The sequence below is a fragment of the Streptomyces sp. NPDC053426 genome (assembly GCF_055585405.1).
The window spans coordinates 59,220-83,028 of record NZ_JBVJKE010000019.1; the positions used below are offsets into that span (position 1 = coordinate 59,220).

Here is a 23,809-nt window from a genome sequence, read left to right on the forward strand (position 1 = left end):
CGACCTTGTGTGCTCCCTGTGGGGTTCGGAAGAGTAGGCGCCGTTCGACCGGCACGGGCGTGGCTTCTTCTGTGTTCTGCCCCCGTCGCCGTACACCTTCCGGTCCGATGAGGTCCCCACAACCTCCCGGACCGTCCCCCCACAGGAGGACGTGAGTTGAAGCACCGACGCATACCCGGGCGACGTGCGGTCATGGCGGGTGCGGGCATCGCCGCACTGGCCGCCGGCGCGGTCACCTTCCAGACTGCGAACGCCAGCGAGGTCCCGGCGGACTCCGCGCCCCGGACCCTCTCGATCGGAGCGGCCGGAAAGCTCGCCTCGACGCTCACCCAGGACCTGGGCGCCGACGCGGCGGGAACGTACTACGACGCGAAGAGCAAGGCCCTCGTGGTGAACGTGCTCGACGAGGCCGCCGCCGAGACCGTCGAGTCGGCCGGCGCCGAGGCGAGAGTCGTGGCGAACTCCCTCGCCGAGCTGAAGAGCGCGCGCACCACCCTCGAGCAGGACGCCACCATCCCGGGCACCGCCTGGGTGACCGACCCGACCACCAACAAGGTCGTCGTCACCGCGGACCGTACGGTCTCCGAGGCCGAGTGGGCCAAGCTGACGAAGGTCGTCGACTCCCTCGGCGCCAAGGCCGAACTCCAGCGCACCAAGGGCGAGTACAAGCCCTTCGTCGCGGGCGGCGACGCCATCACCGGCAACGGCGGGCGCTGCTCGCTCGGCTTCAACGTGACCAAGGGCGGCGAGCCGCACTTCCTCACCGCCGGGCACTGCACCGAGGGGATCTCCACCTGGTCGGACTCCTCAGGCACCGTGATCGGCGAGAACGTGGACTCCAGCTTCCCGGGCGACGACTACGGCCTGGTCAAGTACACCGCCGACGTCGCCCACCCGAGCGAGGTGAACCTCTACGACGGCTCCACGCAGGCGATCTCCGGCGCCGCCGAGGCCACCGTCGGCATGCGGGTGACCCGCAGCGGCTCCACGACCCAGGTGCACTCCGGCACGGTCACCGGTCTGGACGCCACCGTGAACTACGGCAACGGCGACATCGTCAACGGTCTCATCCAGACCGACGTGTGCGCCGAGCCCGGAGACAGCGGCGGCTCGCTCTTCTCCGGCAGCAGCGCGGTCGGCCTCACCTCCGGTGGCAGCGGCGACTGCACCTCGGGCGGTACGACCTTCTTCCAGCCGGTGACGGAGGCCCTCTCGGCGACCGGCACCCAGATCGGCTGAACCCCGCCTCCTACGACCGGCCCGTTCCTCCGCGCAGAGGAACGGGCCGGTCTCATTCGGCCCACGGCGGCACGACGCGCGTGCCGTCGGCCAGGGTCGCCTCCAGGCCGCGGGAGGTGGTGACCCAGGAGACGGCGACCTCGGTGGCCGGGTTCTCGACGGCGAGGGTCGCGCCGGGGTTGATGATCACCGTGTCGCCGGCGGTGACGCGGTGAGTGGTGCCGTCGAGGGTGATCAGCAGCTCGCCGGAGAGAAGGTGGAAGATCTCCTCCCGGTCGACGGTGTGCGCGGGCGCCCTCGTACCGGCGGGGATCTCGCCCCGCCAGGCGCACAGCTCCTTGCTGCCGGTGGAGGAAGTGGCGTACGAGACGAAACGGGCACCGTGCATCTCGTGGACGACGGCGTCGGACGGGCGGACGACGGGCATGACGGCCCCTTTCAATAGTCAAGTAACTTGACCATATGGTCAACCCACTTGACCATTTCGTCAAGGTGCTTGAATTTCCCCGTGCAGAACTCCGAGGCCGTCACCCTGTCCGCCGCCCTGCTCGCCGTCGCCGGCGAGCTCACCCGGCGCATCCATGACGGGGTGGTCGCCCGCGGCTTCGAGGGGGTGCGGCCCGCGCACGGTTTCGCCTTCACCCGGCTCGCCCCGGACGGTGCGACGGTCACCGACCTGGCGGTCCACCTCGGAGTGACCAAACAGGCCGCGAGCCAGCTCGTCGACGAGCTGGTGCGCAAGGGGTACGCCGAGCGGCGCCGGCACCCCGCGGACGCGCGGGCCCGGCTCGTCGTGCTGACCGAGGCGGGGTGGGCCTGCACCCGGGCGGCCGAGGAGGCGGCGGTGGAGGCCGTACGGGCCTGGGGCGAGGTGCTGGGGGAGGCGGAGGCGCGCGAACTGGCGCGCAAGCTGCTGCGCATCGCGCCCGACGGGCCGATTCGTCCCGTTTGGTGACGCACTGTCAGGTGCGGGTGCGTCGCCGCCGGTTGACGCCGGAAGTTTTTACCGACGCGTAACTTCCCAGTTTTACTACTCGTCCGTAACTTGACGAGTGAACAGCGTCCTCGTGATCCGGATCACAGGGAGCAAGGCCCCCACCCTTCCCCCGTACCGCAAGGAGATCACGCGATGCTGCCCTGGAAGCGAGTGATCAGACCCCTCGCCGCGCTGCTGCTGGCCGCGGGCCTCACCCTCCCCACCGCCGCCGGCGCCCACGCCGCCACCGCGCCCGACTCGGGCTGGAACGACTGGTCCTGCGAACCCTCCACCGCCCACCCCCGCCCCGTCGTCCTGGTCCACGGCACCTTCGGCAACTCGGTCGACAACTGGCTGGGCCTCGCGCCCTACCTGAAGCACCGCGGCTACTGCGTCTTCTCCCTCGACTACGGACAGCTCCCCGGCGTCCCCTTCTTCCACGGCCTCGGCCCCACCGAGAAGTCCGCCGAACAGCTCGACGCCTTCGTCGACGAGGTGCTCGCCGCCACCGGTGCCGCCGAGGCCGACCTCGTCGGCCACTCCCAGGGCGGCATGATGCCGCGTCACTACCTCAAGTTCCTCGGCGGAGCCGACGAGGTGAACGCCCTCGTCGGCATCGCGCCCAGCAACCACGGCACCACCCTCGGCGGCCTCACCCGGCTGCTGCCGTACTTCCCCGGCGCGGAGGACCTGCTGAGCGAGGCCACCCCCGCCCTCGCCGACCAGATCGCCGGCTCCGACTTCCTCACCAGGCTCAACGAGGGCGGCGACACCGTGCCCGGCGTCCGCTACACCGTTATCGCCACCCGGTACGACGAGGTCGTCACCCCCTACCGCAGCGGATTCCTGACCGGACCGAACGTGCGCAACGTCCTGCTCCAGGACCTCTGCCCGCTCGACCTGTCCGAGCACCTGGCGATCGGACTGTTCGACCGGGTCGCCTTCCACGAGGTGGCCAACGCCCTCGACCCGGCCCACGCCGAGCCCACCACCTGCGCCTCCGTGTTCGACTGACACGTGTACACGCGGGTGCGCGCATCGGGGCCCTGTCCGGCCTGAGCCGCCGGACAGGGCCCCGGGACGGGTTCAGCGGCCGTGCCGCCCGGTCGCCGCGCGCCGCCGCGCGGAGGCGAACAGCGCCGCCGAGCCGAGCGCCAGCGCCGCGGCGCCGCCGACCATCAGGTACGGGGTGTTGCCGTCGCCGCCGGTCTCCGCGAGGTTCTGCGACGACCCCGCCGCCTTCACCTGGTTGCCGGTGGCGCCGTCGTCGGCGGCCTCCGGAGCGGTGCCGTCGTCCGCCGCGGCCGGCTCCGCCGAGGTGTGGGGGTCGTCGTCGCCGTGCCCGTGGTTCTCGATGGTCGACTTGTCGGCACCGGCCTCGATCTGCTCCTCGGAGGGGGCGGAGGCGGTCGGCGCCGGGGCGGCCTCCTTCGGGGTGTCGCCCGAACCGGCGGCCTCACCGCCGTTGCCGGTCTCGTCCCCGTCCGTCTGGCCCCCGCCCGCCTGCGATCCACCCGCCTGGGAGCCGCCGCCGAACGTGACGTCCGAGCAGGAGTAGAACGCCTCCGGGCTGTCCGACCGCTGCCAGACCGCGTACAGCAGCTGCTTGCCGGAGCGCTCGGGGAGGGTGCCGGCGAACGTGTAGAAGCCGCCCGAGGCGGCCGGGTCGGTGGAGGTCGCCACCGGGTTCGCCAGGTCCAGGTCGTCCCAGGCCAGCGGCTGCGACGGGTCGTAGCCGGGCTTGGTGATGTACACCTTGAAGGTCCCCTTGTGCGGGGCGGTCACGCGGTACTTGAAGGTGTACGAACCGCTGCTCACGCTCGTCGCCGGCCAGTCGGCGCGGGCCAGGTCGAGCCCCTTGAACGCCTCGTCGCCGGCGCTGCACAGCTTGCCGTCGGGGATGAGCTCCTGGTGGCGTCCGCCGGCGTCGCCGATGCGGATGCCGTTCCAGTCGTACAGCGCCTGGGTGCCGCCGGCCGCGACCGCCGCCTTGCACGCCGCCGACTTCGGGCTCTCCGGACCCTCGGCGTAGCACTGCGAGACCCGGCTGACCGGGTCGCCCATCGAGCCGTGCGCGGACGCCGGCGCGGCGGACAGCCCGGTCAGGGCGAGCGGAACGAGACCGACGGCGGTGGCGACAGCGGCCTTGCGGCGTGCGGGCATGGTGCAGCAACTCCTCGACAGCGATCACTGGATCGGGTGGGGGGTGATGAATCCCGTGGGGGTGGCTCAGAAACTAGCCCCCCGAACCAGCGGAATCGCCTGTCGAAGGCCGCGGAGGGAGATCCTTATGGCCGCGTTAAGGGAGTGCTCAGGCTGGGATCAGGTAAGTGCCCGGATCGGGCGGGTGCCCGGACGGTCAGCCGTCGGGCCACCAGGTGCGGGCGATGTCCTTGCGGACCTCGGGTCGTCCCGCGGGGCGCTCGTCGGCCTCCTCACGGGTCCGGCGGGCGTCCGTCTTCCTCGGGGGCTTCTGCACGGTGACACGGCGCATGGCTGCCTCCTTCAGGGTCCACCGGGTTCCGTGTTCTCACGGAGGTAGACCTTTCGGGGGAGAGTTCCTCATCGGTCCCGTTCTGTCTGTGGCCGCTGTCACGAATCGATTGTCAGTGGTGGGTGTCACTCTGGGGCCATGACGATCCACGGCGGTGACGGGACGGGTACGGACGGTGTCGACTGGGACGCGGAGGCCGCCGCGTTCGACGAGGAGCCGGACCACGGGCTGCGCGACCCGCGGGTGCGCGAGGCCTGGGCGGCGCGGCTGCGGGCCTGGCTGCCGGAACGGCCCGGCGATGTCCTCGACCTCGGCTGCGGCACCGGCAGCCTGTCCCTCCTCGCGGCCGAGCGGGGACACCGGGTGACCGGCGTCGACCGGTCCCCGGCGATGGTGGCGCTCGCCCGGGAGAAGCTCGCCGGACGTGACGCCGTGTTCCTCGTCGGCGACGCGACGGCACCACCGGTCGGCGAGGAGCGCTACGACGCCGTCCTGGTCCGGCACGTGCTGTGGACGCTGCCCGAACCCGACCGGGCGCTGCGGCACTGGCGGGACCTGCTGCGCCCCGGAGGACGGCTGGTGCTGGTCGAGGGGGTGTGGGGGACGGTGAGTCCGGTCGGCATACCCGCCGGCCGGCTCACCGCCCTCCTGGCCCCGCTCGGCGGGCGGGTGGACGTGGAGCGGCTGTCCGAGGACACGGCGCTGTGGGGCCGGGACGTGGACGACGAGCGGTACGCGGTGGTCGCGGTCCCGGACTGACCCGGCACCCTCAGACGAGCAGCGCGCCGAACCCGCCCTCGCGGGCCCGGGCGTCCAGCTCGTCGAGGGCGGCCACCGCGGCGGCCGCCGCCTCGGGATCCGTGGTGAGCAGACCGCTCGCCGCGAATTCGTCCTCGTCCAGCCGCCGTACGTCCGTGCCGTCCGCGGAGACCCACAGGTCCAGGTCGAGATCCTCGACGACCAGCCGGCCGCCGGAGAGCTCGGCCGGCCGGGTGATGTCGCAGTAGTGGCCCTTGAGGGTGCCGTCGGCGGCGCGGACCTCCTTCACCGAGTACCACCGGTCGCGCCAGTAGTGCTCCGTGAAGACGTCACCGGGCTCGAAGCGGACGAAGCCGAAGTCGCGCACGCCGTCACCCGCCCAGGGGGCGCGCACGGTGGCGCGGGTGCCGTCGTCGGCGAGGAGTTCGGCCGGGTAGCGGATCTTCATCCGTCCCGCCTTGACGAGGACCACCTCCACCAGCGTCGGCCCGTCAGCCGAGTGCGCGGACATACCGCACCTCCGTCCCGCAGATCTCGTACCCGAACCACTTGTTGATCGCGATCATCGGCCCGTTCCCGGTGTCGTTGCCCGTGAACGCCTCCGTGTACCCGGCCGCGCGGGCACGATGCAGGGAATCGTTCTTGGCGAGCTTGGCCAGGCCCCGGCCGCGGTGGGCGCGGGCGGTGCCGGTCATGACCGTGCCGTACCGGGTGCCGCCGTCCGTGCGGGCCGCGGAGAAGGCGGCCGGACGGCCGTCGACCAGCGCCACCGTGGTCAGCTCGGCGCTGAACAGCGGGTGCCGCCAGGTCTCCTCCAGCCACGCCTCGTAGTCCGTGAACTCCGTGTCCACGTCACTCGGCTCGTCCGCCGTCGTCTCCGCGTCCAGCTCGAACAGCGGGCGCGGGTCGGCGGCGAAGTCCGAGCCCGGGCGCAACTCCACGCCCGGCGGCGGGTCCTGGAGCGGGGGCAGGGTGCCGTTCGCCAGGTCCAGGCGGAGGAAGTGGGCGGCGCGGCTCGCCCGGTAGCCGTGCGCTTCGGCGAAGACGCGGTTGCCCGGCTCGTCCACCACCCAGGCGAACAGCCGGGTCGCCCCGTGCGCGGTCAGGTGTTCCTCGGCGGCGCGCACCAGCAGTGTCCCGGCGCCCCGGCGGGTGTGCCCGGGGTGCACGTACACGTTGACGTTGCCCTGGCCGGGCTCGGCGCTCTCGTGGGTCAGGTGCACCTGCGCCGTGCCGATCACCTCGCCGTCGGCCACGGCGACGAGCGGGCGGTAGTGGGCGTCGGGGTGGAGACGGGTGAGGTCGTGGGCCAGGGACTCCGGGGTGACCAGGACGAACGGCAACGCGGCGTGCCGGACGCGGGCGAAGCCCTCCAGGTCGGCGCGGGCGTCGGGGCGGAGAGCGCGGACGGACACTGTCATGGAGGCGCACGCTACGGGGGCCGCGTCCGGGGTGCCTCCTATTTTCCGCCGGGGTGCGCGACAATCGGGCCGTGACCTTGAAGATCCGGATCGACGACGGCGCGCCCCCGTACGAGCAGGTACGGGCGCAGATCTCCGAGCAGGCACGGTCGGGAGCGCTGCCCGTGGGGTACAGGCTGCCGACGGTGCGGGGGCTGGCCGAGACGCTCGGGCTCGCCGCGAACACGGTGGCCAAGGCGTACCGGGCGCTGGAGGCGGACGGGGTGATCGAGACGCGGGGGCGGAACGGGACGCGGATCGCCGCCGCGGGGGAGGCGGCGGAGCGGGAACTCGCCTCCGCGGCGCAGGATTTCGCCGCCAGGGCGCGACGGCTGGGGTCGGGTGAGGAGGAGGCACTGGCTGCCGTGCGGGATGCACTGCGTGCGGCTTACGGGGCGTGAGCGCCGTAGGAGTGGGGGTGGCATTCCGGCTGCGGGTTCGTTGTGGCTGGTCGCGCCCGCGCGGCGGAGCCGCAAGTCGATACAGTCCCGCGCCCCCAGGGGGTTACAGGTACAGGCCCGCTTCCGTGTCGCCGCGTGGTTCCGGGAGGGACGTGGGGGAGGTGCCCCGGCGCAGGGCGTACAGCTCGGCCAGGGTCGCGCCCTCGCGGGTGATGCCCTTCTCGGTGCCCAGCCAGGTCACCGCCTCCGTGCGGGTGAGCCGGCCCACCTCGATGCGGGCCAGGCAGCGGCCGGGGCGGACCACGGCCGGGTGGAGGCGTTCCAGGTCCTCGTTGGTGGTGACCCCGACCAGGACGTTGCGGCCCTGGCCGAGCAGACCGTCCGTCAGGTTCAGCAGCCGGGACAGCGCCTGCCCGGCGGTGTGCTTGGCCTCGCCCCGGATCAGTTCGTCGCAGTCCTCCAGGAGCAGCAGCCGCCAGCGGCCCTTGCCGGCCGCGTCCTCCTCGCCGATCGCGATGTCCATCAGATAGCCGACGTCGGAGAAGAGCCGCTCCGGGTCCAGCACGCAGTCCACCTGGCACCAGTCCCGCCAGGACCGGGCCAGCGTGCGCAGCGCGGAGGTCTTGCCGGTGCCCGGCGGGCCGTGCAGCAGGAGCAGCCGGCCCGAGACGTCCTCCGGGGTGGTCTTCATCAGCCGGTCCATCGCGTCCGCCACCGGCGCCGTGTAGTTGGGCCGGATCTCCTCCCAGGTGCCCGCCGAGATCTGCCGGGTGGTGCGGTGCGGGCCGCGCCTGGGGGAGACGTACCAGAAGCCCATGGTGACGTTCTCCGGCTGCGGTTCGGGTTCGTCCGCCGCGCCGTCGGTGGCCTCGTCCAGGATCTTCGCGGCGAGCTCGGCGCTGGTCGCGGTGACCGTGACGTCGGCGCCCCGGTTCCAGCGGGAGACCAGCAGGGTCCAGCCCTCGCCCTCGGCGAGGGTGGCGCTGCGGTCGTCGTCCCTGGCCAGCCGCAGCACCCGCGCGTGCGCGGGCAGCAGGGTCGCGCCGGAGCGTACGCGGTCGATGTTGACGGCGTGGGAGTACGGCTGCTCGCCCGTCGCGAAGCGGCCGAGGAACAGCGCGTCGACGACATCGGACGGGGAGTCGCCGTCGTCGACGTTGAGCCGGATCGGCAGTGCGTCGTGCGGTTGCGCGGACATGCCGCCATGATCGGTCACCCGGGCGCCGTGCGCACCCGGTTTGCGGAGCGCGCACGGCCGGTCGTCCACGCTTCAGTCCGGCGGACGACGGATCAGCCCCGGTGCCTGCCGGGCCCGGCGCACCACCGCGTACCCCTTGGTCAGCGCGCGGTCCCGGGCGAAGGTGCGCGCGACGGCCCGCCCCTCCACCAGCCGTTCGAACTCGGCGGCGGACGTGGACCTGCGCACCGTCACCCGCCGCAGGGCGTACGGCCCCTGGGCGCGGCGGGCGAGACCGTTGCCGACGGCGAGCGCCTGGGCGTACCCCGTCTCCCGCACCGCCCGGCGCACCCGGCGGCTGGAGTAGCCGTAGGGATACGCGAACGAGGCGGGCACGGAGCCGAGCTGGTCGGAGACGATCTCCTTGCACAGGATCAGCTCGGAGCGCAGCCGGTCCTCGTCGAGCCGGTCGAGCTGCGGATGGCTGTGGCTGTGCCCGCCGATCTCGACGCCCGCGGCGGCCAGTTCGCGCACCTGGTCCCAGTCGAGCATGGTGTCCAGGCCGCCGCCGGTGTCGTACGGGCCCCTCAGCCAGCCGGTGGAGACGAACAGGGTGGCCGGGAAGCCGTGCTCGGCGAGCACGGGCAGCGCGTGCCGGTGCACGCCCTCGTAGCCGTCGTCGAAGGTGACGAGGACCGGCCGTGCGGGCAGCGGGCGGCCCGAGCGCCAGTGCGCGGCCAGGTCGGCCGTGGTGACGGGGGTGAGGCCCCGGTCCGCGAGCACCGCCATCTGCGCGGCGAACGCCTCCGGGGTCACGGACAGGGCGCGGGTCGCCTCGCCCGGATCGGCCGCGACCGCGTGGTACATGAGGATCGGCACGCGTACGTCAGTCACGGCCGCCGCCCTCCCCGATCCCCACCACGGAGAACGTGACCCCGCCCCGCCGGGCCCGTACGCTCCCCACCACGTAGCCGCCCGCCGCCGTGAGCACCCCGGCCACGATCGCCCCGGCGCGCCCCGCGCCGCCCGGACGGGCCAGCAGGGCGTCGCGCAGCCCCCGCACCACCCCGGCCGGCAGCACGCGCGTGGTGTACCGGCGTTCGGACTCCAGCCCCTTCTCCGCCCCCACACTGCGGGCCACCAGCGCCTTGGACAGCCCCTCGGCATAGGTCCGCGTACGGAAGTAGCGGAAGTGCTCCCGTACTTCGGGCACCCGGTGGTGGATCACCGCGCGGTCGTCGATCAGCAGGACCGCGTCGGGGCGGGCGCGGCTGAGGCGGATGCACAGTTCCGTCTCCTCGCCGCCCAGCGGGCGCTTGTTCCCGTCGCGTCCGATGCCGGTGGCGAAGCCGCCCGCCGCGTCGAAGGCCTCGCGCCGGAAGGAGGCGTTGCCGCCGAGCACGTTGCGCACCCGCACGCGCCCGCGCGGCAGACCCCGGTAGGTGCAGCCCACCACCCAGTCGAACTCCTCGGGGAACCAGTCGGGACGCCGGCCCGACGCCCAGACGGGCTCGGTGCGCCCGCCGACCGCCATCACGCGCGGGTCGTCGTAGGCCTCGGCGAAGTGCTTCAGCCAGTCGCGCTCGGCCACCGCGTCGTCGTCGAGGAAGGCGACGATGTCGCCGCGCGAGGCGGCGATTCCGGTGTTGCGGCCGGCGGACAGGCCGCGGGGGCCCGCGTTGGCGAGCACCCGCACGTCGTCGGTCTCCTTGTACTCCTTGCCCAGGCGGTCCAGGAGGTCCCGGTTGTGGTCGACGACCAGCAGGGTCTCCAGGGCCGGCCGTGACTGCGCCCGTACCGAGGCGACCGCCGCGAGGACGTCCTCCCAGCGGTCCTCGGTGTAGGCGCAGATCACGACCGAGACGCCCGGGGTGCCGGGATCGCTCAAGACACCTTCCCCCGGACCGTGTCGAGCAGCGGCGAGGGGCGCGGGCGCCGGCGCAGCGCACGCCGGTTGGAGCGCTCCCCGAGGATCACTCCGAGCACGCGCAGCCCGTCGCGCACGGCCCGCAGATTGCTCGTGCCGTGGATGCGCAGGTACTCGTGGCTGGGTATCTCCTGCACCTTGAGGCCGGCCTTGACGACCCGGATGTTCATCAGGGTCTCGACCTCGAAGCCGGTGCAGTCGAGGTCGATCTTGTCCAGGCAGTGCCGCCAGAAGGCGTTGTAGCCGTAGCAGAGGTCGGTGTACCGCGCGCCGAACTTGCGGTTGACGACGGCGCACAGCACCCGGTTGCCCAGCATGCGGATGAACGTCATGTCGTCGGTGCCGCCGCCGTTGGCGAAGCGGGACCCCTTGGCGAAGTCCGCGCCGGAGACCAGCGCGGAGACGTAGCTGACGATCTCGTTGCCGTCGGCCGAGCCGTCCGCGTCGACCATCACGATGATGTCGCCGGTGCAGGCGTCGAACCCGGAGCGCAGCGCGTCCCCCTTGCCCTTGCCGCGCTGCCCGACGACCTTGACGGCGGGCCACAGTTCGCGGGCCACCTCGACGGTGCCGTCAGTGGAGTTGCCGTCGACCAGGACCACTTCGTGGATCCAGTCGGGAAGCGTCTTGAAGACGTACGGCAGGTTCTCCGCCTCGTTCATGGCCGGTATCACCACGCTCACCGGTGGCGCGATGGCCAGGTGGGAGGAGACGGGCCGGTAGGTGCGGGCGGTCGGCGGATCCTGATCCTCGGTCGCCGGCTGCAGAACGGAGCTCATGAGTCTGGTCCCTCTCGTCCGGTGGACCGCCCGCCCCTCGGGCGGCCCGGCTGTTCGTCCGGTTCGAAAGGGGGGTTCTCACCCCACGGGCACGCCGATGGTGCTGACATGCACGCCGGGTGAGCTGGCAAGACTGGCCGGCCGCGAAAACGGCAGCCGACCGCGCGGCACGGCTCGGTCACCGATGCGGTCACCGAGCACGGCACCCCCCTACCGCGCCCCGCGCCGGTTCGTCGCGGTCCTGAGCCCTCCCCTGGAGCCGCGTACTGACGGACCGATGCGGGTGAGATGTATGACGGTATTGACGATTGAACCCGAATGGCAAGACCTGGAACGGCCGATCACGTTTTCGTCTGTTTGGCCGTTACGTAAGTCTCTTGCCGTGATGTGTGTTTCCGTATGACCGACTTTGCCCCCCGAAGCGTCGGATGCCGGGCTTCAATCTGACGCACCCCGTAGAGGGCGTCAAGGGCGTAAAAGTCCTTGCGACCGGTTTTGGTCCAGGATTGAACAGTAACAGTCTTGGCATGGACACTTCCGGTCAACACGCGTAGTTGGTACCACGGTTGCGGCAGAGATCCTGCTAAAGGGAGGTTCCATGAGACGTTCCCGACTTGCCCTCTTCGTGGGCTCACTTCTCCTCGCCGCCACCACCGCCCTCACCGGGGCCACGACGGCCCAGGCGTCCCAACAGGCCGCGGCGGACGGCTATGTGGCGCTCGGCGACTCCTATGCCTCCGGCGTCGGAGCCGGCAGCTACATCTCCTCCAGCGGCGACTGCAAGCGCAGCACGAAGGCCCACCCCTACCTCTGGGCGGCCGCCAACTCCCCCTCGTCCTTCGCCTTCACGGCCTGCTCGGGCGCCCGAACGGGTGATGTTCTCTCCGGGCAGCTCGGCCCGCTCTCCTCCTCGACCGGCCTGGTCTCGATCAGCGTCGGCGGCAACGACGCGGGGTTCGCCGACGTCATGACGACCTGTGTGCTCCAGTCCGACAGCTCCTGCCTCTCGCGGATCGCCACCGCGAAGGCGTACGTCGACTCGACGCTGCCCGGCAAGCTCGACAGCGTCTACTCGGCGATCCGCGACCGGGCCCCCAACGCCGAGGTCGTGGTGCTCGGTTACCCCCGGTTCTACAAGCTCGGCACCTTCTGCGTCGGTCTCTCCGAGACCAAGCGGAAGGCGATCAACGACGCCGCCGACCACCTCGACAACGCCATCGCCCAGCGCGCCGGCGCCCACGGCTTCACCTTCGGCGACGTACGGCCCACCTTCACCGGCCACGAGATCTGCTCCGGCAGCTCCTGGCTGCACAGCGTGGACTGGTTCAACATCGGCAACTCGTACCACCCGACGGCTGCCGGGCAGTCCGGCGGCTATCTGCCGGTGCTCGACGCCGCGGCCTGACCCGTCGGCGTCCGTCAGCACCCGTCAGTACCGGTCAGTACTCGTCGTCCGAACCGGAAGGAGAAGCGGAGGCCCCGTCCGTCGGGGTCTCCGGCTCGCACGTCACCGAGAACGGCACCGTCTCGGAGACCGTCCGCACCGGCTTTCGGACCTCCACGCCGATCTCGCTCCGATACGTCCCGGTCTCCGAGTACGTCGTCACGACCACCGTGTCCTGCTTCGTACGCCCGTCCCCCTCGGGGAACGACAGCTTCCGCCAGCCCGGATCGTCCACCGAGCCGTCCTCGGCCACCCAGCGGTAGGAGATCTCGGCCGGCAACCGCCCCACCGTGAACGTCGCCGTGAACGCGGGCGCCTCCTCGTGCGCCGGCGGACAGCTTCCGGAGTACTCCGTGTGCGCGCCGGTCACCGTCACCGACACCGTCTGCGGCGGGGGAGTGGACTTCTCCTTCTCCTCCTCTTCGCTCGCGGTGGGGGACGGCGTCGGACCGTCCGTCGTCGGTGTCCCGCCGCCGTCGTCCTCGTCGTCACCGGTGTGTGCGGGCGAACTCGCCCGACCCCCGGTGCCCTTGGCGTCGGGTCCGCCGTCCCCGCGGTCCAGCAGCGCGTACGCCAGCCCGGCCAGCGCCAGGGCCAGGACCACCGCACCCGTCACCAGGGCGATCGCGGCGCGCCGGTCGCGTCCGGGCCGGGTGACCGCGGTGGTCGCCGCCGGCGCTCCCGCGGCCGGCGGCGGGGGAGCGGGCGGGTGCGCCCCCGGGTGCGGCTGCGGCAGCGCGGTCACCGTCGGGGCGTACGGCACCGGACGCGCCGTGTCCGCGCGGGGAGCGCCACCCGCCCCGACGAGCCGCAGATCCCGCTGTGCCCGCTCCGCCGACAGCCGCTCGGCCGGATCCTTCCGCAACAGCCCCTCGACGACCGGGGCGAGCGGACCCGCCCGGCGCGGCGGCGGCGGCTCCTCGTCGACGATCGCCCGCAGCGTGCTGAGCGGGGTGTCCTGGCGGAAGGGCGAGTGGCCCTCGACCGCCGCGTACAGCAGCACACCGAGCGACCACAGGTCCGACTCGGGCCCGGGCGTACGCCCCAGCGCCCGCTCCGGCGCGAGGAACTCGGGCGAACCGACGACCTCCCCGGTCATGGTCAGGGCGGAACTGCCCTCGACCATGGCGATCCCGAAGTCGGTCAGCACGATCCGCCCGTCGTTCGCGACCAGCACGTTGGCCGGCTTCACGTCCCGGTGCAGCACCCCCGCCCCGTGCGCGGCCCGCAGCGCGGCGAGCACCTCCGCGCCGATGTGCGCGGCCCGCTGCGGAGACAGCGGTCCCTCCGCGTCCAGCACCTCGGCCAGCGACAGACCGCGCACCAGCTCCATGACGATCCACGGCCGGCCGTCCTCGGTGGCCACGTCGTACACCGTCACCACGTTGCGGTCGGCGATCCGGGCCGCCGCCCACGCCTCCCGCTCCAGCCGCGCGTACATCCGCTCCACGTCGGACGCCGGCAGCCCGGCCGGGGCGCGCACCTCCTTGACGGCGACCTCGCGGTGCAGCAGCTCGTCGCGGGCCCGCCACACGGTGCCCATGCCGCCCTCGCCCAGCGGTGACAGCAGTCGGTACCGGCCCGCGACCACCCGCTCACCGCCCGGTTCTTCGGACACGGCGCCCCCCTTCGCATCCGGGCGAATTCTCCCTTTCCTGATGAAAGTAGCTCAGCCGAGTGCGGATGCCGCCCCCCTGAACACCAATCCGGCGCCCAGGGCCACGACGACGAACGCCGATCCCAGGGGCGCGCTCCGGCGCACGAGCGTCGCCCACCGGGCCGCCGTCCAGCGGGGGCGCCTGGCCAGCAGCCCGGTCACACCGCTGCCCGCCTTCACGACCGCGTACCCGGCCGCGGTGAGCGTCAGGGCCAGCCCGACGCCGTACGCGACGACGAGCAGCAGCCCGAACCAGGCCTGGCCGAGCGCGGCGGCGCCGACCAGCACCACGACGGCGGACGGACTGGGCACCAGCCCGCCGGCGAAACCGAGCAGGATCGTGCCGCGCAGGGTGGGGGCGGTGGGATGGGTGTGGGGGTGACCGCCGTGTGCGTGGGTGTGGCCCTCGTGCGCGTGCGGGTGTTCGTGCGGGTGCTCATGGTGGTGCGTGTGGCTCCGGTGGCGCAGGGCCCGGCGCACGAGGCTCGCGCCGGCCAGGGTGACGAGTGCGCCGCTCGCGATGCCCAGCCAGGCGATCACCGAGGGCGCGGCGGCCGAACCGGCCGTGACCAGCAGGCCCAGGGCGACCACGCCGAGCGTGTGGGTGACGGTGACCGAGGCGGCCATGGGCAGGACGTCCCTGAGCCGGGCCCTGCCCCCGCGCGCCGCCGCCGTCGCGGCCATGAGCGTCTTGCCGTGACCGGGGGCGAGCGCGTGCGTCGCGCCGAGCCCGACGGCGATCAGCAGCGCGAGCGCGGCGAAACCCGCGGTCAGGTCGCGCCGGGCGACGAGGTCGTCGAGCGCGCGGGTCCAGCGGTCGGCACCGCGCGGGAGTACGGCGGAGGCGGGCGCGTCGGCCTCCGCCTCCACCTCGGCCTCCGCCAGCGCCGGGCCGCCCGGGCGGACGCGCAGGGCCGCGGTCCTGGTGTCGGCCGGGGACGAGAGCAGCTTCTCCGGATACCGGGTCAGTCCGCCGGACAGGGAGGACTTCGGTACGTCCGAGGCGGTGAGCGTCGTACGGTCGCCCCGCGCGGTGATCTCCCGCCAGCCGGGACCGGACGACACGCCCGCCGCGCGGAAGCGGAGGGCGACCGTTCCGCCCTCGGGGAGGGGCGCGGTCAGCCGGCACTCCACGCGCAGGGTGTCGAGCCCCGCCTGACCGGGCCGCACGCGCGCGTGCGCCGCGCGTACGGTGAGCGCCGCCGCCCGCCCGTCGACGCGCACCTCGCTGTCCCGCGCGGCCGTGGCACAGCGCTGCCGGGCCCACGCGTCCCTGCCCAGCCGTTCGATGTCCGGTCCGGCCTGGGTGGCCGGGATCTCGGCGAGGTCCTCGACATGGTGGACGCGCAGTTCACCGGGTGCGGCCACCAGCCCGTCGTAGCGGTTGACGGTGAAGTTGCCGAGCGGGTGCGCGCTCGCCGGACCGGCCGGGACCAGCGCGAGCGCGCAGGCGGCGGTGAGGACGGCGGCACCGGCGGTGACGTGGCGGCGGGGGTTCAACGTGCCGCCTCCAGTTCCTTCAGCGCGGCGCGGGCCGCACGGGCGCCGAGCGGGGAGAAGCCGGGGTTCAGCTCCAGCGCGGCGGTGAGGGAGCCGCGGGCGGCGCGGTCGTGCCCGGTGGCCTTCTCGATCACGCCCCGGTGGTAGAGGAAGGCGGCGTCGCGGTAGCCGGTGGCCGTGGCGCGGCGGGCGTACGGAAGGGCCTCCTCGTCGCGGCCGTTGACGTGCAGCGCCCAGGCGAGGGCGTCCGCGGTGTGCACACTGTGCCGCCGGTCCCACTCCGCGCGGGCCGCGCGCAGCGCCTCACCGGCGTCCCCGTGATCGGCGGCGGCGAGCGCGGTGTCGAGGCCGGCGTCGACCCCGCCGGCCCGGGCCAGCGCGGTCCAGGCGTCGACGAGGGCGTACTGGTCGCGTGCCCTCGCGCGGTCGCCGTCGGCGCCCCGGTCCTCGTACAGCTCGCCGAGCGCGACCAGCGGTCCGGGCAGCGGGGAACGGGCGACGACCCGCTCCAGTGTCTCGACGGCGCCCGCGCGGTCACCGCTCGCGGCCTGCGCGCGGGCCCGGCCCTCCAGGGCGGGGAGATGGCCGTCGTCGGCGGCGAGCGCCCGCGCGTAGTGCGTGAGGGCCGTCCCGTACTCGCCCTGGTTCCAGGCGAGCCGGCCCAGCGCGGTCGCGACGTACGCCACGTCGGCGGGCGAGGACGCGCTGTCGAGGGCCCGGCGCAGCACCTCCCGCGCGGTGCGCACATCGCCGCGCAGCTCCCGTACGTACGCGTACCGCGTGAACACGGGCACCCCGGGCCGCCTGCGGTCGGCGGTGGCGGCGGCGCCGGCGGCCTCCTCGTACCGGCCGAGCTCGACCAGCGCGTCGATACGGGAACACAGGGCGCGTTCGCTGTAGGGGTTCTGCTTCAGCGCCCGGTCGGCGTACTCCAGGGCGCCGGCGAAGTCGTGCCGCGCGGCGGCGAGGGCGGCCTGCCCGGCGAGGGCCTGCTCGTTGCCGGGTTCGAGCGCGAGGGAACGCGCGAGCGCGCGCTCGGCCTGCGGATAGCGGGAGGGGTTCCCCTGGGTCCGCGCCTGCTCGACATAGGCGGTCCCGAGGGTGGCCCAACCACCGAAGTCCCGCGGCTGCGCCCGCAGATGAGCCTGCAACGACCGGATCCCGGCCCCGAGATCACCCCCGCCGAGCACCCCGGCGACGGCCGCCGGCGCGACATCGGCCGCCCCGGCCCGCCCCTCGTCCCGCCCGCCCCCCACCGCGACGCTCCCGGCGGTGATCGCGACGGCCAGCAGGACGGCGCACGAGGCGACGTGCAGCCCCCGTCCACGCCGGGCGGCAGCGGCGAACCGCCGCGGGGCCGCACCCCGCGCCCCGGCGGAGGCTGCCGGATCCCCGTCCGGCACCCGGCGGCCGGTCCCCGGCCCGTGTTCCACCTTTGGACGGTGGCCGGCGCCCGGCGCGTGCTCCGCCCGCGTGCGACGGGCGGCCCCCGGCCCGTCCCCGGCCGACGCGCGATCGACGGTGCCCGTCCCGCGCCCGGTTTCCGGCTCGTGTTCCGGCTCGGCGTGGCGGCCGGTCCCCGGTTCGTTCTCCGGTTGCGCACGGCCGGTGGTCTCCGTGCCGCGGTCGGACTCCGGCTCGTGCCGTGTCTCCGCGCGGTGGGTGGTTCGGCGTCCGGTCTCCGCGTGGCGGCCGGTCCCCGGTTCGTTCTCCGGTTGCGCACGGCCGGTGGTCTCCGTGCCGCGGTCGGTCTCCGGCTCGTGTTCCGCCGTCGCTCCGCGCGCGTTCGGCCGTCCCCGGCGCGGCTCCGGCGCGTGCCCCTCTTCCGGCGCTCCGGTCGGTGGCTCGCCCCCGGTGGGCGGGCGTGGGGCGCCCGGTGTTTCCCCGTGGCCGGACGCCGGCGGGGCGGTCGCCCGCTCGTCGTCGCCGGTGCTGTCGTTCGTGCGCGGAGCCATGGTCTCTCCTCGGTGTTCGGCGGCGCGGCCCGTGCCGTCGGGGACGGGCCGCGCCGGTCGGGGTGGGTCGGAGTCAGTACGCCCGGCCGCGCATCCGGCGCCACCACGCCAGCGCCGCGCCGATCAGCAGCAGCCCGCCGGCGCCCGCACCCGCGGACGCGGCGATCAGGGCCGTGTCGTCGGACCCCTCCGCACCCGCCGGCCGCAGCGCGTCACCGAGCTGGTTGCGTACGTCGTTGCCGCCGTCCACGCCCTCGGCGAGCGGGCCGCGCGAACCCTCCGTCGGGTTCGCCAGATACGGGAAGGCCGCCCCGAACTCCTTGTCGTTGGCGTCGACCGCGTCACCCAGGTCGTTCTCCGCCCCGACCAGTTCCCCCTCGACGACCTGGAGCGCGGCGTCGATCACGTCGTCCGTCAGCCGCCGCCCGTTGGGGAAGCCGGCGTTGTCCCCGTCCAGGACGCCCAGCCGCTTCGGTTCGGCGGCCGGCTCGATGGACGTGTTCAGGCGCAGCATCTCCGACGGCGTCACGTGCGGCGGCTGGTTGAGCCCCTCGACGCCCTTCAGGAACACGTCGACCAGGTCGTTGCGGGGCTCGTCGGGCGCCGGGATCCTGTAGATCGCCTCGATGAGCTTCGGCAGCTCCGGCTCGGTGACGTTCTTCAGGAACCGCGCGTCGTCCCACGGCGCGGACGCGTTGAACGTGTCCTTGTCCTTCAGCGGGTTGACGACCTCGTTGACCAGCGGGCTGCCCAGCCGCGACACCTGCACGAAGTGCCCCTCGGCGTTCTTGCGCCGAGTCGTCGACCAGATGCCCACGACCGGCTGGTCCGCCGACTCGGTGATCACGCCGGTCGGGACCTGGAGCGCCAGCGAGTTGACGTTGTACCCCTTGAGCGTGTCGTTGCCGACCTCGGAGAGGTTCCCGCCGTACAGCAGGTCGAAGACCCGCAGGTCCAGGAAGAACGGGTCGTCGGCCTGCCCGGCGAACGTCCTCGCCCCGCCCGCGAGTTCGTGCACCGCCTGCTCGCGCAGGGTGTCGTAGTCCGGCATGGACGCCTTGCCGACGTTCGACGGCGCCACCGGGACGTCGTCCGCGATCTTCGTACGGGACACCGCGTGCTGGTCCTTCAGCTTCAGCAGCTCGATGTCGTAGGTCTGCGTGATGTTGAGGTCCTGGTCGTCCAGAGCGGTGACCGGGCCGGTGTTGTAGAGGAACGTCCTGTCGTTCTTCGTGTGCGTCTCGAACGTGTAGCGGAACAGCAGCTCGCCCTGCGCGTCCCCGTTGTTGTCGATGTGGATGTCGTACTGCGCGTCCTCGGCGAACGTGAAGAAGTTCGGTCCGCCGGCCGGTTCCTCGAAGGGGATCCAGTTCGCGATGATCGTCGTCGTGTCCGGCTTGTCGGGACTGACGAACGCGTACAGGTCCGTGTTGTCGTACTGCGGGGTGCCCGAGATCAGCGGGGCCTCCCGGTGGCTGGAGGCGGAGGCCGCCTCGGGTTCCAGCGCGGTCACGCCGGCGGCCGCGAGTCCCCCGGCGGCCAGCGCCCCGCAGATCAGGGTCGCGAGACTCCCGCGCCCCGCACCGGTCCTGGAGTCAGTTGTCATGCCGTCCGTCCTCAGTGCCGACTTGCCTTGACGCACTGGTTTTCGGAGCGGACGGCGGGCCGGATTGGTGGGGTTCGGAATTTCTTCCGGGCCCCTCCCGCCGGACCCGTACGCCCGTAGCATTTCTCGCTGCCGACCCGCGTTTTCGGTCCGTTGATCCGTACTTACCGTCCGGAGGCTCGCTCGCCGCGCATGCCTCGTGTGACCGGGCGGCCCGCGAGGGCCTGGAGAGGGGGATGCGCGTTGGAGGCGGACGAGCTGCTGACGCTGGTGGCCGGAGGTGACCAGAAGGCGTTCGAGGACCTGTACGGGCTGGTCTCCGGGCCGGTGTACGGGCTGGTGCGGCGCGTGGTGCGCGATCCCGCCCAGTCCGAGGAGGTGGCTCAGGAGGTGCTGCTCGAACTCTGGCGCTCCGCCGCGCGGTTCGACCCCGGCCGGGGCAGCGCGCTGTCCTGGGTCCTCACCCTCGCCCACCGCCGCGCCGTCGACCGGGTGCGCAGCGCCCGCGCGGCCGGCGAACGCGAGCAGCGCGAGGCCCGGCGCGGCCACGGCCCCGCCTTCGACCAGGTCGCCGAGGAGGTCGAGGCCGGACTCGAACGCGAGTGGGTGCGCCGCTGCCTGGACCGCCTCACCGCGCTGCAGAGACAGTCGGTCACCCTCGCCTACTACGACGGCTACACCTACCGCGAGGTGGCGGAGCGGCTGTCGCTGCCGCTGGGCACGGTCAAGACCCGTATGCGCGACGGACTGACCCGCCTGCGCGACTGCCTGGGAGGCGCGGCATGAGCCTGTTCGACCGACTGTCGCGCCGCGGGGACCCGCACTCCCTCGCCGCCCCCTACGCCCTCGACGCCCTGGAACCCGCCGAACGCGTCCGCTTCGAGAAGCACCTGAGGTCCTGCGCCCGCTGTGCCGCCGAGGTGCGGGACCTCGCCGAGGACGCCGTCCGCCTCGCCTGGTCCACGGCCGCGCCCGCGCCCGCCGCGCTGCGGGACCGGGTCCTGGCCGCCGTACGGACCACCCCGCAGGAACCCGCGCCCCGGGACCCGGCACGCGCGCGTGCCACACGACTCCCGCCGCACGTCTGGGGCGCCGCGCCCCCGCCGCGCCCCCGCGAGCGGCACCGTGCGCCGCTGTTCGTGCCGTTCGCGACGGCCACCGCCGCCGCGGCGCTCGTCGTCGCCGCGCTCTTCGCCGTCCAGGCGGACCGGACCCAGGACCGGCTCACCGCCGAACGCGACCGGTCACGTGAGATCGCCCACGTTCTCGCCGCCCCGGACGCCCGCGCGAGCAGCGGCCGGGACGCGCGGGGCCGCACGATCGGAGTGATCGCCTCCGCATCGACCCGCAGCGCCGTCGTCACCCTCGGCGGATACGGCGACCCTCCGAACGGACGTGTGCGCCAGCTCTGGCTCATGGGACCGGACGCACGACCGCGTTCCCTGGGGCTGTTCGAGGGCGACACGCCCTTGATCGCCTCCGGCCTCGACACCGCCGCGACGTCACTCGCCGTGACCGTCGAACCTGAGGGCGGGTCACCGCGGCCCACCTCGCAACCCATCGTTCAACTCGCCCTGAAAACGGTCGGATTCGGAGAGTAATCGACGCGTGTTCGTCAACCCCCTTATGGGGAAGGTGAATCCTGTGACCTCGATACACGAGTGCCCGGACGGGGCGATAGGGTTACCCTGCCCGGGCCGGGTGGACTCGTACGGGTGGGGAGTGACATGGAACAGATAACGGTGCGCAGCAGGGCCAGGGTCCCTGCGATCACGTGCGGTAGCAGCGCGACCAGTTCGCGCCTCGACCGCCATCTCTCGGTTCTCGGGGGCCCCGCGGTCCCACAGCGGGAGACGGCCGAGGCGACGTCGCTGATGCGCGAGCTCATCGCGCGTGACACCGCGCACGACCGCGGCGCCAGGAGCGCGCGGGCCCGGGCGAGCCGCGTCTCGCTCTTCGCCCCGCTGCGTCGGCTGCGCCGCTCCCTGTTCGGCAGCCGGTAGCGCCAGCGCCCGGGCGGTCCACCTCCGTCCCGGCGCGGCGCCCCCGCCCCTGTCCGTCATCCCCAACGGCACGCGGCGGCCCTTCGGCACCCGACCCGACACCGGCACCTCCCCATGCCGGCGCCCCCCGTTCCCACCCGGCAGTGCTCCGGGGGCACACCGGTCGACTCCACTCTGGCAGGGACCTGACACCCCGCTCCGGGGCTCACCCTCACCCCTTCCGCGCCCGCACCGACACCATCCGGGTGATCTTCCGACGGGACGCACCACCCCCGTGACGTCCTCGGCCGACCCTCAGATCAGCGCGAGCTGCCCCTCCGGCCCCTCCTCGTGGGCGTCCAGCACCGAGGCGGGGCGGCGTGCGGAGGGCGGCACCGGGAGCACGCCCGCCGCGCGCAGCTCGGCCGGTGTGACCGGGTCGGGGAGGGCGGCGTCCGTCAGCGCCGCCTGATCCGGACGCAGTTCGGCCAGCAGGGCGAGGACCGTGATCAGTTCCAGGAGTTCCGAGGTCCAGGTCTGGGGCCAGCCGGCCGGCCCGATCGCGGCCAGGGTGCCCGGCTCGGCCGGCTCCGTGCGGGCCGCGAACCACCGCTCCAGCACCCGGACACCACCGGCCTCGAACTCCCAGGCCCCGGGCGGCACCGGGGAGATGCGCCCCTCGTCGAGCAGCAGGGTCTCCTCGTCCCGGTCGTAGTCCACGGTCACCGGCCGGGAGGGCAGCGGGGCACGTACGTACGGGCGGCGCCCGCCGGGGAGTCTGGGCCGCTCCCCGTCGCGCCGCGACAGCCACAGCATCCGGCGGCCCACCGCGACGCCCCGCGCCCACACGCCGGCGTCCCCGGTGAGCGGCACCGCGAGTCCGGCGGGCGTGGCGCGTGCCGCCGCCATCGTCCAGGCGAGGACGTCCACCGGCGAGGTGTCCCGGCCGAGCCGGGCGGCGAGGTGGCCGGCCAGCCCCGGGGCCAGGTTCGGCTCCGCGGCGCCCGGCCGGCGGTACAGCGGACGGATACGGCCGGTGCGCAGCAGCGGCGGCAGGGACGTGGCCAGCAGCGGCGGACCGGTGAGGGCCGGGGCGGTGCCCGCCTCCACGACGAAGATCTGCCGCTCGTCCGCCACCCGCCACAACTCCGGCCGGGCCACGTCGATCAGCCGCTGGTCGGGGATCAGCCACTGCTCGTCGAACGGGGCGTACAGGACCCGTATCGGCTCGGGACACGGACCCGACGCGCGGGCCAGCCTCTCCGTGCCGCCGCTTCGGCCCGGCAGCTGTCCGACCGCCGTGTGCGGCGTCCGGGAACGCGTCGACCCGAACAGCGCCTCGCGGTCCGGCCCCTCGGCCTTCACCAGGGCGTCCCAACGGGCCTTCAGGGACGCCGCGTCGGGAGCCGCCGGCCACCCCCGGCCGAGCCGCGGCGGTGCGACGGACCACGGCATGAGGTCCGCCAGCAGCGGAGCGTCGTCGTGCGTCACGCAGGGCATCGTACGGCCTGGGCCCTGTCACAGAACCCCCGCCTGCCGCACCGGGTCCCGACCCGGGCACATACGGTACGAGGCTCAGGTCCCGGTGTGCCGGGAGCACGCGCCTGACGCCGCGCGGCCCACCCTCCGGGCGGACGACGGGAGTCCGACGGGAGTTCGACGGCAGGACCCGGGGGCGGAGGATCAGGTGGCGTCCAGGGTCACCGTGAAGGAGAAGCGGTCGCCCCGGTAGTTGATGACGGCCACGTCCAGGGGGCGGCCGTCGGTGTCGTAGGTCACGCCCGTGTAGTGCAGGATCGGGCTGAGCAGCGGGACCTGGAGCAGCCGGGCCGTCTCCGGGTCCGCGAGCCGCGCCTCCACCGTGTCCGTGATCCGGCTGATGTCCGCGCCGACGACGTCCCGCAGCACCTTGGTCATCGGCCACCGCAGCAGGTCGGCCGGGTCGATGCGGGCGGCCAGTTCGGGACGGACCCAGTTGCGGGCGTGGTTGGTCGGCTCGCCCGTCTTCTCGTCGCCGCGCAGCCGGTGGTACGCCGCCGCCTCGGACAGGTCCGGGAAGTACTCGGCGATCTCCGCCGGCACCGGCGCCGGACCGTGCTCCAGCAGTTCGGTCGTCATGCCGGACTGCTGGGCCACGATCGCGTCCACCGAGCCCAGCAGCCGCACCGGGGCGCCCCGCCGGGCGCCGGGCTCGATGAACGTGCCGCGCCGGCGGTGGCGGGTGATCAGCCCTTCGTCCTCCAGCTCCTTCAGCGCCTGCCGCATGGTCAGCACGCTCACCCCGTAGTGCCCGGCGAGCTGTTCCTCGGTGGGCAGACGCAGGGGGTCCTGGGGCGAGCGGCCGAGGATCGAGGCGCGCAGCGACTGCGACACCTGATACCAGAGCGGCAACTTGCGGTTCAGGACGATCGAATCCGGAGCGAAGGAGGTCACGGGCTATCCGTACCGGTCGG

At 73.5% G+C, this 23,809-nt stretch carries 24 protein-coding genes; 9 read left to right on the forward strand and 15 right to left on the reverse strand.

From position 1 onward, the window contains the following. The first annotated feature begins 156 nt into the window (after positions 1–156). On the forward strand, positions 157–1,239 hold the full coding sequence (locus ACZ62B_RS31630; protein ID WP_469692985.1) for a S1 family peptidase: 1,083 nt from the start codon (positions 157–159) through the stop codon (positions 1,237–1,239). Between the two features lie 52 nt (positions 1,240–1,291). On the opposite strand, the gene ACZ62B_RS31635 is transcribed toward ACZ62B_RS31630, so the two are convergent. Next, positions 1,292–1,666 carry a cupin domain-containing protein gene (locus ACZ62B_RS31635; protein WP_344561545.1) on the reverse strand — a complete coding sequence of 125 codons (375 nt, stop codon included), beginning with the start codon at positions 1,664–1,666 and terminating at the stop codon, positions 1,292–1,294. A gap of 81 nt (positions 1,667–1,747) precedes the next feature. Here ACZ62B_RS31635 and ACZ62B_RS31640 point away from each other — a divergent pair, with 81 nt between their 5' ends. Both ACZ62B_RS31640 and ACZ62B_RS31645 read left to right on the forward strand, forming a co-directional pair. Then, positions 1,748–2,194, forward strand: coding sequence for a MarR family winged helix-turn-helix transcriptional regulator (locus ACZ62B_RS31640; RefSeq protein WP_344561541.1), 447 nt, complete (start codon positions 1,748–1,750; stop codon positions 2,192–2,194). Positions 2,195–2,368: 174 nt separating this feature from the next. Continuing rightward, positions 2,369–3,229: an esterase/lipase family protein gene (locus tag ACZ62B_RS31645; RefSeq protein WP_344561540.1), complete on the forward strand. Its 861-nt coding sequence runs from the start codon at positions 2,369–2,371 to the stop codon at positions 3,227–3,229. 72 nt (positions 3,230–3,301) lie between these two features. On the opposite strand, the gene ACZ62B_RS31650 is transcribed toward ACZ62B_RS31645, so the two are convergent. Beyond that, complete coding sequence (locus ACZ62B_RS31650) at positions 3,302–4,378, reverse strand: lytic polysaccharide monooxygenase auxiliary activity family 9 protein (protein WP_469692987.1); 1,077 nt, start codon at positions 4,376–4,378, stop codon at positions 3,302–3,304. A gap of 196 nt (positions 4,379–4,574) precedes the next feature. After that, positions 4,575–4,709, reverse strand: coding sequence for a hypothetical protein (locus ACZ62B_RS31655; RefSeq protein ID WP_344561537.1), 135 nt, complete (start codon positions 4,707–4,709; stop codon positions 4,575–4,577). 138 nt (positions 4,710–4,847) lie between these two features. Here ACZ62B_RS31655 and ACZ62B_RS31660 point away from each other — a divergent pair, with 138 nt between their 5' ends. Continuing rightward, positions 4,848–5,468 (forward strand): class I SAM-dependent methyltransferase, encoded by a 621-nt coding sequence (locus ACZ62B_RS31660; protein ID WP_469692989.1) that lies wholly within the window; start codon positions 4,848–4,850, stop codon positions 5,466–5,468. 10 nt (positions 5,469–5,478) lie between these two features. Here ACZ62B_RS31660 and ACZ62B_RS31665 read toward each other — a convergent pair whose 3' ends face one another. Both ACZ62B_RS31665 and ACZ62B_RS31670 read right to left on the reverse strand, forming a co-directional pair. Continuing rightward, on the reverse strand, positions 5,479–5,979 hold the full coding sequence (locus ACZ62B_RS31665; RefSeq protein ID WP_344561533.1) for a ribonuclease FAU-1 family protein: 501 nt from the start codon (positions 5,977–5,979) through the stop codon (positions 5,479–5,481). Further along, positions 5,960–6,889, reverse strand: a complete 930-nt coding sequence (locus ACZ62B_RS31670; protein WP_344561531.1) for a GNAT family N-acetyltransferase — start codon at positions 6,887–6,889, stop codon at positions 5,960–5,962. Before ACZ62B_RS31670 ends, ACZ62B_RS31665 begins: the two co-directional genes overlap by 20 nt. A 71-nt stretch (positions 6,890–6,960) precedes the next feature. On the opposite strand from ACZ62B_RS31670, the gene ACZ62B_RS31675 reads away from it, so the two are divergent. Continuing rightward, entirely contained in the window at positions 6,961–7,329 is a 369-nt protein-coding gene (locus ACZ62B_RS31675; protein WP_469692991.1) for a GntR family transcriptional regulator, read from the forward strand. Between the two features lie 103 nt (positions 7,330–7,432). Here the strand turns inward: ACZ62B_RS31675 and ACZ62B_RS31680 are convergent, their stop codons facing one another. From ACZ62B_RS31680 to ACZ62B_RS31695, 4 genes are all read right to left on the reverse strand, one after another. Beyond that, complete coding sequence (locus tag ACZ62B_RS31680) at positions 7,433–8,527, reverse strand: DUF5925 domain-containing protein (protein ID WP_344561527.1); 1,095 nt, start codon at positions 8,525–8,527, stop codon at positions 7,433–7,435. A 72-nt stretch (positions 8,528–8,599) separates the two neighbouring features. Then, a complete protein-coding gene (locus ACZ62B_RS31685; protein ID WP_344561525.1) occupies positions 8,600–9,400 on the reverse strand; it encodes a polysaccharide deacetylase family protein in 801 nt (266 codons plus the stop codon). Next, positions 9,393–10,394, reverse strand: coding sequence for a glycosyltransferase family 2 protein (locus tag ACZ62B_RS31690; RefSeq protein WP_468723228.1), 1,002 nt, complete (start codon positions 10,392–10,394; stop codon positions 9,393–9,395). Before ACZ62B_RS31690 ends, ACZ62B_RS31685 begins: the two co-directional genes overlap by 8 nt. Beyond that, entirely contained in the window at positions 10,391–11,212 is an 822-nt protein-coding gene (locus ACZ62B_RS31695) for a glycosyltransferase family 2 protein (protein ID WP_344561521.1), read from the reverse strand. The genes ACZ62B_RS31690 and ACZ62B_RS31695 overlap by 4 nt, the downstream gene beginning before the upstream one ends. 598 nt (positions 11,213–11,810) lie before the next feature. Between ACZ62B_RS31695 and ACZ62B_RS31700 the strand changes: the two genes are divergently transcribed. Then, positions 11,811–12,617 (forward strand): SGNH/GDSL hydrolase family protein, encoded by an 807-nt coding sequence (locus ACZ62B_RS31700; protein ID WP_344561519.1) that lies wholly within the window; start codon positions 11,811–11,813, stop codon positions 12,615–12,617. 34 nt (positions 12,618–12,651) lie between these two features. Here the strand turns inward: ACZ62B_RS31700 and ACZ62B_RS31705 are convergent, their stop codons facing one another. From ACZ62B_RS31705 to ACZ62B_RS31720, 4 genes are all read right to left on the reverse strand, one after another. Continuing rightward, a complete protein-coding gene (locus tag ACZ62B_RS31705) occupies positions 12,652–14,247 on the reverse strand; it encodes a serine/threonine-protein kinase (RefSeq protein WP_469693040.1) in 1,596 nt (531 codons plus the stop codon). A 78-nt stretch (positions 14,248–14,325) separates the two neighbouring features. After that, positions 14,326–15,813: a nickel transporter gene (locus ACZ62B_RS31710; protein ID WP_468885104.1), complete on the reverse strand. Its 1,488-nt coding sequence runs from the start codon at positions 15,811–15,813 to the stop codon at positions 14,326–14,328. Continuing rightward, a complete protein-coding gene (locus ACZ62B_RS31715; RefSeq protein WP_468723234.1) occupies positions 15,810–17,768 on the reverse strand; it encodes a tetratricopeptide repeat protein in 1,959 nt (652 codons plus the stop codon). The genes ACZ62B_RS31710 and ACZ62B_RS31715 overlap by 4 nt, the downstream gene beginning before the upstream one ends. Positions 17,769–17,841: 73 nt before the next feature. Beyond that, the gene (locus tag ACZ62B_RS31720; protein ID WP_469692994.1) at positions 17,842–19,374 is read right to left on the reverse strand and encodes a DUF4331 domain-containing protein; all 1,533 of its coding nucleotides are present in this window, start codon (positions 19,372–19,374) and stop codon (positions 17,842–17,844) included. A 243-nt stretch (positions 19,375–19,617) separates the two neighbouring features. Here ACZ62B_RS31720 and ACZ62B_RS31725 point away from each other — a divergent pair, with 243 nt between their 5' ends. From ACZ62B_RS31725 to ACZ62B_RS31735, 3 genes are all read left to right on the forward strand, one after another. After that, complete coding sequence (locus ACZ62B_RS31725; protein ID WP_344561513.1) at positions 19,618–20,160, forward strand: sigma-70 family RNA polymerase sigma factor; 543 nt, start codon at positions 19,618–19,620, stop codon at positions 20,158–20,160. Then, positions 20,157–20,975, forward strand: coding sequence for an anti-sigma factor (locus ACZ62B_RS31730; RefSeq protein WP_469692996.1), 819 nt, complete (start codon positions 20,157–20,159; stop codon positions 20,973–20,975). Before ACZ62B_RS31725 ends, ACZ62B_RS31730 begins: the two co-directional genes overlap by 4 nt. Before the next feature lie 126 nt (positions 20,976–21,101). Then, positions 21,102–21,377 carry a hypothetical protein gene (locus ACZ62B_RS31735; protein ID WP_344561509.1) on the forward strand — a complete coding sequence of 92 codons (276 nt, stop codon included), beginning with the start codon at positions 21,102–21,104 and terminating at the stop codon, positions 21,375–21,377. A 294-nt stretch (positions 21,378–21,671) separates the two neighbouring features. On the opposite strand, the gene ACZ62B_RS31740 is transcribed toward ACZ62B_RS31735, so the two are convergent. Together ACZ62B_RS31740 and ACZ62B_RS31745 are read right to left on the reverse strand one after the other, a co-directional pair. Continuing rightward, the gene (locus ACZ62B_RS31740; RefSeq protein ID WP_468723239.1) at positions 21,672–22,856 is read right to left on the reverse strand and encodes a type ISP restriction/modification enzyme; all 1,185 of its coding nucleotides are present in this window, start codon (positions 22,854–22,856) and stop codon (positions 21,672–21,674) included. A 183-nt stretch (positions 22,857–23,039) separates the two neighbouring features. Next, positions 23,040–23,789, reverse strand: a complete 750-nt coding sequence (locus tag ACZ62B_RS31745; RefSeq protein WP_344561505.1) for a GntR family transcriptional regulator — start codon at positions 23,787–23,789, stop codon at positions 23,040–23,042. Between the last annotated feature and the right edge of the window lie 20 nt (positions 23,790–23,809).

Excerpts from the sequence above, each read along its gene's own strand:
- ACZ62B_RS31635 (WP_344561545.1), bottom strand. The coding sequence starts at position 1,666 with ATGCCCGTCGTCCGCCCGTCCGACGCCGTCGTCCACGAGATGCACGGT.
- ACZ62B_RS31645 (WP_344561540.1), top strand. The coding sequence starts at position 2,369 with ATGCTGCCCTGGAAGCGAGTGATCAGACCCCTCGCCGCGCTGCTGCTG.
- ACZ62B_RS31650 (WP_469692987.1), bottom strand. The coding sequence starts at position 4,378 with ATGCCCGCACGCCGCAAGGCCGCTGTCGCCACCGCCGTCGGTCTCGTT.
- ACZ62B_RS31655 (WP_344561537.1), bottom strand. The coding sequence starts at position 4,709 with ATGCGCCGTGTCACCGTGCAGAAGCCCCCGAGGAAGACGGACGCCCGC.
- ACZ62B_RS31660 (WP_469692989.1), top strand. The coding sequence starts at position 4,848 with ATGACGATCCACGGCGGTGACGGGACGGGTACGGACGGTGTCGACTGG.
- ACZ62B_RS31665 (WP_344561533.1), bottom strand. The coding sequence starts at position 5,979 with ATGTCCGCGCACTCGGCTGACGGGCCGACGCTGGTGGAGGTGGTCCTC.
- ACZ62B_RS31670 (WP_344561531.1), bottom strand. The coding sequence starts at position 6,889 with ATGACAGTGTCCGTCCGCGCTCTCCGCCCCGACGCCCGCGCCGACCTG.
- ACZ62B_RS31680 (WP_344561527.1), bottom strand. The coding sequence starts at position 8,527 with ATGTCCGCGCAACCGCACGACGCACTGCCGATCCGGCTCAACGTCGAC.
- ACZ62B_RS31695 (WP_344561521.1), bottom strand. The coding sequence starts at position 11,212 with ATGAGCTCCGTTCTGCAGCCGGCGACCGAGGATCAGGATCCGCCGACC.
- ACZ62B_RS31700 (WP_344561519.1), top strand. The coding sequence starts at position 11,811 with ATGAGACGTTCCCGACTTGCCCTCTTCGTGGGCTCACTTCTCCTCGCC.
- ACZ62B_RS31715 (WP_468723234.1), bottom strand. The coding sequence starts at position 17,768 with ATGGCTCCGCGCACGAACGACAGCACCGGCGACGACGAGCGGGCGACC.
- ACZ62B_RS31720 (WP_469692994.1), bottom strand. The coding sequence starts at position 19,374 with ATGACAACTGACTCCAGGACCGGTGCGGGGCGCGGGAGTCTCGCGACC.
- ACZ62B_RS31730 (WP_469692996.1), top strand. The coding sequence starts at position 20,157 with ATGAGCCTGTTCGACCGACTGTCGCGCCGCGGGGACCCGCACTCCCTC.
- ACZ62B_RS31735 (WP_344561509.1), top strand. The coding sequence starts at position 21,102 with ATGGAACAGATAACGGTGCGCAGCAGGGCCAGGGTCCCTGCGATCACG.
- ACZ62B_RS31740 (WP_468723239.1), bottom strand. The coding sequence starts at position 22,856 with ATGCCCTGCGTGACGCACGACGACGCTCCGCTGCTGGCGGACCTCATG.